The sequence below is a fragment of the Nocardia sp. NPDC050413 genome (genome assembly GCF_040655475.1).
Taxonomy (GTDB): Bacteria; Actinomycetota; Actinomycetes; order Mycobacteriales; family Mycobacteriaceae; genus Nocardia; species Nocardia coubleae.
In genome coordinates, this window is sequence record NZ_JBFAJZ010000019.1 from 44,217 (window position 1) to 51,091 (window position 6,875).

6 protein-coding genes and 1 pseudogene are annotated in these 6,875 nt (G+C 66.3%); 6 read left to right on the plus strand and 1 reads right to left on the minus strand.

Annotation, left to right across the window (positions count from 1 at the left end):
• Positions 1-396 precede the first annotated feature (396 nt).
• The 3 genes from AB0I19_RS27910 (at position 397) to AB0I19_RS27920 (ending at position 3,473) form a co-directional block, all read left to right on the plus strand.
• Positions 397-1,437, plus strand: coding sequence for a PLP-dependent cysteine synthase family protein (locus AB0I19_RS27910; RefSeq protein WP_357152786.1), 1,041 nt, complete (start codon positions 397-399; stop codon positions 1,435-1,437).
• On the plus strand, positions 1,434-2,711 hold the full coding sequence (locus tag AB0I19_RS27915; RefSeq protein WP_357152772.1) for an MFS transporter: 1,278 nt from the start codon (positions 1,434-1,436) through the stop codon (positions 2,709-2,711). The genes AB0I19_RS27910 and AB0I19_RS27915 overlap by 4 nt, the downstream gene beginning before the upstream one ends.
• Before the next feature lie 105 nt (positions 2,712-2,816).
• A complete protein-coding gene (locus tag AB0I19_RS27920; RefSeq protein ID WP_357152774.1) occupies positions 2,817-3,473 on the plus strand; it encodes a YcnI family protein in 657 nt (218 codons plus the stop codon).
• 68 nt (positions 3,474-3,541) lie between these two features.
• On the opposite strand, the gene AB0I19_RS27925 is transcribed toward AB0I19_RS27920, so the two are convergent.
• A complete protein-coding gene (locus AB0I19_RS27925) occupies positions 3,542-4,723 on the minus strand; it encodes an FAD-dependent oxidoreductase (protein WP_357152776.1) in 1,182 nt (393 codons plus the stop codon).
• Between the two features lie 132 nt (positions 4,724-4,855).
• Between AB0I19_RS27925 and AB0I19_RS27930 the strand changes: the two genes are divergently transcribed.
• The 3 genes and pseudogenes from AB0I19_RS27930 to AB0I19_RS27940 form a co-directional block, all read left to right on the plus strand.
• The gene (locus AB0I19_RS27930) at positions 4,856-5,077 is read left to right on the plus strand and encodes a heavy metal-associated domain-containing protein (RefSeq protein ID WP_357152778.1); all 222 of its coding nucleotides are present in this window, start codon (positions 4,856-4,858) and stop codon (positions 5,075-5,077) included.
• Positions 5,078-5,218: 141 nt separating this feature from the next.
• Positions 5,219-6,589, plus strand: coding sequence for an MFS transporter (locus AB0I19_RS27935; RefSeq protein WP_357152780.1), 1,371 nt, complete (start codon positions 5,219-5,221; stop codon positions 6,587-6,589).
• Positions 6,590-6,615: 26 nt separating this feature from the next.
• Positions 6,616-6,875: pseudogene (locus tag AB0I19_RS27940) on the plus strand (hypothetical protein); the annotation flags it as partial.

The window sequence follows — 6,875 nt, forward strand, 5'->3', positions numbered from 1 at the left end:
GTCGACACTCTCCACTGCACAGTCAAAGCGATCCCGCCGGGGATCGTGACGCTCGTCTTCTCTTTGCTGATGCTCGCCGCGATCACCGCGGTATTCGCTGCGACTCCGCTTCCACCGGCGGGTGGAGTCGGTATTCGTGGCCCGCCTGGGCGGCCGCGATCCCCCTGTGGTCGCACAATCCTGTCTCTGCACTGCATCGCCCGACGCTGACCGGTCAGCGCCAGGCCGACTCGACATGTCGGCCGGGGACCGCTGTCCGTCGTCGTAACGCGCTGCCCATCGCGAGCGCGATTGCAGGAAGAGACAAATACCGTGAACAAGGTCATGCTCACCAACAAGCTCGACCACTACCCACGTCTGCTCGGTGCACCTGACGCCACCCACGCTCCGCGTGGATTGGTCGGCAACACTCCGGTGTTGTGGATCGGAGAACCGTTCGCAGAGGCAGGGCGTGGATTCTGGGCCAAGCTCGAAGGCTTCAACCCCGGTGGGATGAAAGACCGACCCGCGCTCCACATGGTGCGCCGCGCCCGCGAGCGCGAAGACCTGCGCCCGGGCGCTCGCATTGTCGAGTCGACGAGCGGCACGCTAGGGCTTGGCCTGGCTCTGGCCGGCATGGTCTACCAGCATCCAGTGACCGTCGTGACCGACCCCGGTCTGGAACCGATCGTGGCCAAGATGCTGGCCGCCTACGGGGCGAAGGTCGAGCTGGTGGCCCAGCCACATCCCAGCGGCGGCTGGCAGCAGGCCCGTCGCGAGCGCGTAGCCCAACTGTTGGCACAAGATCCCGACGCCTGGTGCCCCGACCAATACAGCAACCCCGACAACGTCGACGGGTACGAATCTCTTGCGCTCGAGCTGATCGAACAGCTCGGCACCGTCGACACATTGGTCTGCGCCGTAGGCACAGGTGGCCACTCCGCAGGCGTCGCGCGAGTGCTGCGCCGGTTCAACCCGGCGATGAAACTGGTCGGAGTCGACACCATCGCCTCGACAATCTTCGGCCAGCCCGCCGGACCGCGGCTGATGCGCGGCCTTGGCTCGAGCATCTTTCCTGCCAACGTGGACTACGACGCCTTCGACGAAGTCCACTGGATCGCCCCCGCCGAAGCGGTGTGGGCCGCGCGGACCTTGGCCTCTACCCATCATGCGACCGGCGGCTGGAGCGTCGGCGCGGTCGCGTTGGTCGCGGGCTGGCTCGCCCGGGTCAGCGATCCGGACACCAATATCGCGGCTGTCTTTCCGGACGGCCCGCTGCGCTACTTCGACACGATCTACAACGATGCCTATTGCGCCGAGCACGACCTGTTGGACGCGGAGCCGCCGGTTGAACCCGACACGATCGCACATCCAGGGGATCGGGTCGTCCAGAGCTGGACCAAGTGCTCCTCAGTCCGTTCCCCGCTGTCGTGGCCGGCCGGGGAGTTCACCTCATGAGCGTGTTCACCAAATTCGCCGGTTTCGACCGGCCCGCACAGCTGCTGATGATCAACCAGTTCGGCATCAACCTCGGCTTCTACATGCTGATGCCCTATCTGGCCGGCTACCTGGCCGGTCCCCTCGGGCTGGCGGCATGGGCGGTCGGGCTCGTCCTGGGTGTTCGCAACTTCTCCCAGCAGGGCATGTTCCTTATCGGCGGGACACTGGCCGACCGGCTCGGCTACAAACCGCTCATCGTCGCCGGCTGCCTGTTGCGCACCGGCGGCTTCGCCCTGCTGATCGTGGCGAATTCACTACCGACCGTCCTGATCGCCTCGGCGGCAACCGGATTCGCCGGGGCCTTGTTCAATCCAGCTGTCCGCGCGTATCTCGCCGCCGATGCCGGTGAACGTCGCGTCGAGGCCTTCGCCGTGTTCAACATGTTCTATCAAGCGGGTATCCTCGCGGGTCCTCTGGTGGGATTGGCGTTGATGGCGGTCGATTTCCGGGCCACTGCGGCCGTTGCCGCGACTGTGTTCGCCGCACTGACGGTCGCGCAGCTGTTCGCGCTGCCGGCGCGCAGAGGCAAGCTCTCGACGGAGAAGACCTCGGTACTCGAGGATTGGCGCACCGTGGTGTCCAATCGGCGATTCCTCGCGTTCTCGGTAGCCATGATCGGCTCCTACGTCTTGTCTTTCCAGGTCTACCTGGCGCTACCACTTCAAGCCGAGTTCATCGCGGGGGCTCAGGCTCAGACGTTGGTTTCGGCGCTTTTCGTCGTGTCTGGTGTGGTCGCGGTCGCGGGCCAATTGCGCATCACCGCATGGCTGCGGGCCAGATGGGGTGCGGGCCGAAGTCTGGTCGCCGGTATGACAGTCCTCGCTGCATCGTTCGTCCCGCTGATCGTGGTGTCGGGACCGAGCCGGTTCGGGACGATCACCGCCGTCGTGGCACTCCTGGTCACGACGACCTTGCTGGCGATCGGCACCGCCGCGGTCTTCCCGTTCGAGATGGACACCGTTGTGTCCTTGTCGGGCGACAGACTCGTCGCGACGCACTACGGGTTCTACAACACCGTCGTCGGGGTCGGCATCCTCATCGGCAACCTCGCCACCGGAGCCGTTGTCGGCGCCGCCCGCGACGCGGGAGCCGACTGGGCGGTGTGGGCAGGGCTGACCGTTATCGGCACTATCGCGGCCCTTGCCCTGGTGCGGCTGGAGCGCACCGACGCGGCATCCCCGGAACCGGCACAGCACCAGCTTGCCACCGGTTCGCCGACGGCCCGGCGTTGAGCCGCGCCCGCTACGGAGTCAGGAACGCCACCGCCGGAGTCGAACGCCGAGGACCCCCAACGGTCCCCGGCCACCCCGACATTGACTATCAGAAGGACACATGACATGAACACCATCCTGCGGCGCATCGCCGTCATAACCGGCGCCGTCGCGGTCGCGACTGTGTTGACCGGCGGCATCGCTTCCGCACACCTGGCCGTCGAAGCCCCCGGAGCGAAACAAGGGGTCTCTTCGGTGCTGTCGTTCCGCATCTCCAACGAGTCAGACGAAGCCTCGACCACTGTGTTGACAGTCGAGCTGCCGGGTCTGAAAACCGCACGGACCGAGACCATGCCCGGCTGGGACGCGGTCGTGCACCGCGACTCGAACAACTTGGCGACCTCGGTGACCTGGACTGCCGCACCCGGCACCGGTGTCGGTCCCGGTCGATTCCAACGTTTCGTTCTCTACGCCGGCCCCATGCCGAAGCAGGACACAGTGGCGTTCAAAGCCGTGCAGACCTATAGCGATGGTCGGGTCGACACCTGGGATCAGCCAACGCCTGAGGGTGCGGACGAACCGGAATTTCCGCTGCCTGTGCTGACCCTCGCGGCCGCCGACCCCGGCGACGGTCACTCGCACGGCACCGAGGAAGAATCCGTCCAAGCGGGTCATTCCGATACCGATACCGATGCCGTGCTCTGGCTCGGAATCGGCGGTCTGATCCTCGGTGGAATCGGCGCGGCGGCAGGACTCGGCGCGCTGGCCCGAACTCGCCGCTGACCAAGGCAGACGAGCACAGGTCGATGCGGCGCCGGGCAGGATTCACCGCCCGGCGCCGCTCGCTACTGTCAAGCTGCGATCTCTGCTGCCGAAGCCCGTGCACTGATCGCACGTTTGAGCCTGATCAGGTCCTTGGGTGCCCTCACCGCAACGGCGCCGACGATGACGTCGCGGGCGGTGAAGGCGACCACCAGTCGATCCTCAGCCGGGTCGTCGATCAGGACACGCTCGGCGTCGCCGAGTGCGGGTAGGCCGGCGATCTGGATGCGTGCGCCGTGCACGGTGGTCGCAAAGGAGGGAACTGCGGAATACGCTTCCGCCGCCTCGGGGCCCGCGAGCAGATTGCGGGCCGCTACGGCGCCTTGCTCATTGGCGTTGGCCCAGTGCTCGACGCGCACCAGCGCACCAGCGTAGAGTGGGTGTGACCACCTCGCCACATCACCAGCGGCGACGATCGCCGATTCGCCTGCAGCGAACAGCGAACTGGTGCACACGACTCCGTTGTCGAGTTTCAGGCCGCTCTCACGGAGCCAGTCGGTGTTCGGTTCCACACCGGTACCCGCGACGACCAGGCTCGTAGGAATTGCCCGTCCGTCGTTCAAACGCACTGCGGTGACCCGGCTTTCACCGTCGAAACCACTCGCACGGACGCCGGATACCAGCTCGACGCCGTGGCGCTCGTGGTGTCGGGCGAGCCACCGCGCCGCCCGCTCCCCCACTGTCGCACCCATCGGATGGATCCCGGCGTCGACGAGGGTGACAGCGATACCCTGCCGCCGGGCCGTCGATGCCACCTCGCTGCCTACGAAGCCACCACCGACCACGGTGACGTGCGACGGGCCTGCGGCCAGCTCGGCACGCAGCGCGAGCGCGTCGTCGACCGTGCGCAGGCTGTGCACGCCGCCTGGTTGCGTTGTGAAGCTACGAGGTCGCGCACCGGTTGCAATGACGAGCCCGTCGAACCGAACTTCCGAACCATCGTCGAGTACAACTGCTCGATCGACGGTACTCAGCGCTGTGGCCCGCCTGCCGCGCAGCCAGTCGCTGTCGAGCAGTTCCGCGCCGGGGAGGGTGATGTCGTCGTCGCCGTCGAGGACGCTTTTCGACAGGGGCGGTCGGTTGTAAGGCGCGTGGTTCTCCGCGCCGATCAAGGTGATGTCACCGGCGAAGTTCTCCGCCCGCAGCGCCTGTACCGCGCGTAGACCCGCGAGAGAAGCTCCGACGACGACGATCCGATTCAGCTTTGTCATACCGACACCATACATACCCTATGGGGGTACAGGTAAAGTTTGATACGGATACCCCCTAGGGGTTTACAACCGGATCTCTGCGTCGTATCGTTCGTTCTCGGAAAGCCCCAGAAGCACAAGGAGAAAATGGTCATGAGCGCCAACACCAGCACCAGCACCTACGTCGTTTCGGGTATGTCGTGTGGCAGCTGCGTCGGCAAGGTCAAGGCCGAGATCGGCAAGCTCGACGGCATCAACGGTGTCGACATCGAACTCGCCACCGGCCGGATGACCGTCATCGGCGCAGGCGTGGTCGACGACGCGCTGATTCAGGACACCGTCGAGAACCTCGGCTACGAGCTCGTTCAGAACTGATTCTCAGGCGGCCGCGGTGTCACCGACTTCCATTCGGTGACACCGCGACAGAACGTCGGGGAAGTCAGAGCCCCTGGACGGGTGGCCACCCTCAGCTTCACAGGTGCGCAGCACCACTACAGGAGTAGAAGGACAACCCCGATGATCACCTCGTTGTTCGCCAACCGCGACTACCTGCGGCTGTTCACCGCCCAGATGACCGCCTTGTTCGGCACCGGCCTCACCACCGTCGCGCTCGGCCTGCTCGCCTACGAACTCGCCGGCGCCGAAGCAGGTGCGGTGCTCGGCACCGCCCTCACCATCAAGATGCTGGTGTATGTGACGGTCGCCCCGGTCGTCGCCGCCTACGCCGACCGGTTCCCGCGCAGACTCTTCCTCGTCTCGCTCAACGCGATTCGCGCGGGAGTCGTGCTCGCTCTACCGTTCATCGACCAGATCTGGCACATCTACGTGTTGATCGCGGTCCTACAGACCGCCTCGGCCGCCTTCACCCCCACCTACCAGGCCGTGATCCCCGACATCCTGCCCGACGAACGCGACTACACCCGCGCACTGTCGGCGGCCCAGCTCGCCGCCACCATGGAGACGCTGCTCAGCCCGATGCTGGCCGCAGCAGCGCTCACCCTCATCAGCTTCCACTGGCTGTTCGTCGGCACCGCCATCGGCTTCGCGGTCTCAGCCGTCCTCGTGATCTCGACACGTATCCCCAACGCGGGCGCCACCACCCCGGGCAGCTTCCGTGAACGAATCACGGTCGGAATGCGGATCTTCGCCGCCACTCCACGGCTGCGCGGCCTGCTCGGCCTGAACCTCGTCGTGGCGGCAGCCGGGTCGGTGATCATGGTCAACACTGTCAACTACGTCCGCGACACGCTCGGCGGAACACAAACCGGAGTCGCGATTCTGCTGGCCGCCAATGGCTTCGGAACAATGATCGTCGCGCTGGCCCTGCCACGCGTCCTCGACAGGATCGGCGCTCGGCCCGTGATGCTGGTCGGCGCCACGACGTTGATCTTCGGACTCGGGTCGGCCATCACGTTGTCGACTGCCGATGCGGGCCAATGGCGTTGGAGCGCCGCGATGGCGACATGGGCCGTGATCGGCGCCGGCACCGCCGCCATCCTCACTCCCACCGGACAGATCCTGCGTAAGTCTTCGCAGCCCGCCGATCGCGCCGCGCTGTTCGCCGCTCAGTTCTCCCTGTCACACCTGGCCTGGCTGCTCACCTACCCGATCGCCGGGTGGCTCACCAGCGCGGCCGGATTCACGACCACCTGGGTCGTGCTGGCCGTCCTCGCAGCCATCGGTACCACGGTCGCGCTGAGGACCTGGCCGCGTCACGATCCCGAGCAGATCACCCACCTCCACGAGGTCGGCACCATCGATCCCGCCCGGCTGGCCGATGCGATCCGCATCACCGACCGCTTCTACCAGCACACCCACCCCTACGTCATCGACGCCGATCACCGGCAGTGGCCGCGCGCAACGCGCCAGTTGGCCCTCGTCGCCTAGTCGGACACAGAAAGAAAGGAAACCCGATGAACGCGACAACCAAGTTCGCCGGATTCACCCTCGGCCTCGCGGCGGTCTTCGGGATCGCTCTCGGCGTCGGCGCCCTGGTCGGTCCGGAACCGGACGAGACCGCCGGACCGGCCGGGCACGGCGAGCACTCGGCGGCGGCACCGGCCGGTGCCCTGCCCGGTGGCCTGCTGGTCACCGACCAGGGCTACACGCTGGCGCTCGACACGACGGTCGTGAAGAGCGCGGCACAGACGCCCGTCTCGTTCCGCATCCTCGA

What these genes read in the sequence shown, in the direction of transcription:
- AB0I19_RS27920 (WP_357152774.1), top strand. Translation starts at nt 2,817, where the DNA reads ATGAACACCATCCTGCGGCGCATCGCCGTCATAACCGGCGCCGTCGCG.
- AB0I19_RS27930 (WP_357152778.1), top strand. Translation starts at nt 4,856, where the DNA reads ATGAGCGCCAACACCAGCACCAGCACCTACGTCGTTTCGGGTATGTCG.
- AB0I19_RS27935 (WP_357152780.1), top strand. Translation starts at nt 5,219, where the DNA reads ATGATCACCTCGTTGTTCGCCAACCGCGACTACCTGCGGCTGTTCACC.
- AB0I19_RS27915 (WP_357152772.1), top strand. Translation starts at nt 1,434, where the DNA reads ATGAGCGTGTTCACCAAATTCGCCGGTTTCGACCGGCCCGCACAGCTG.
- AB0I19_RS27925 (WP_357152776.1), bottom strand. Translation starts at nt 4,723, where the DNA reads ATGACAAAGCTGAATCGGATCGTCGTCGTCGGAGCTTCTCTCGCGGGT.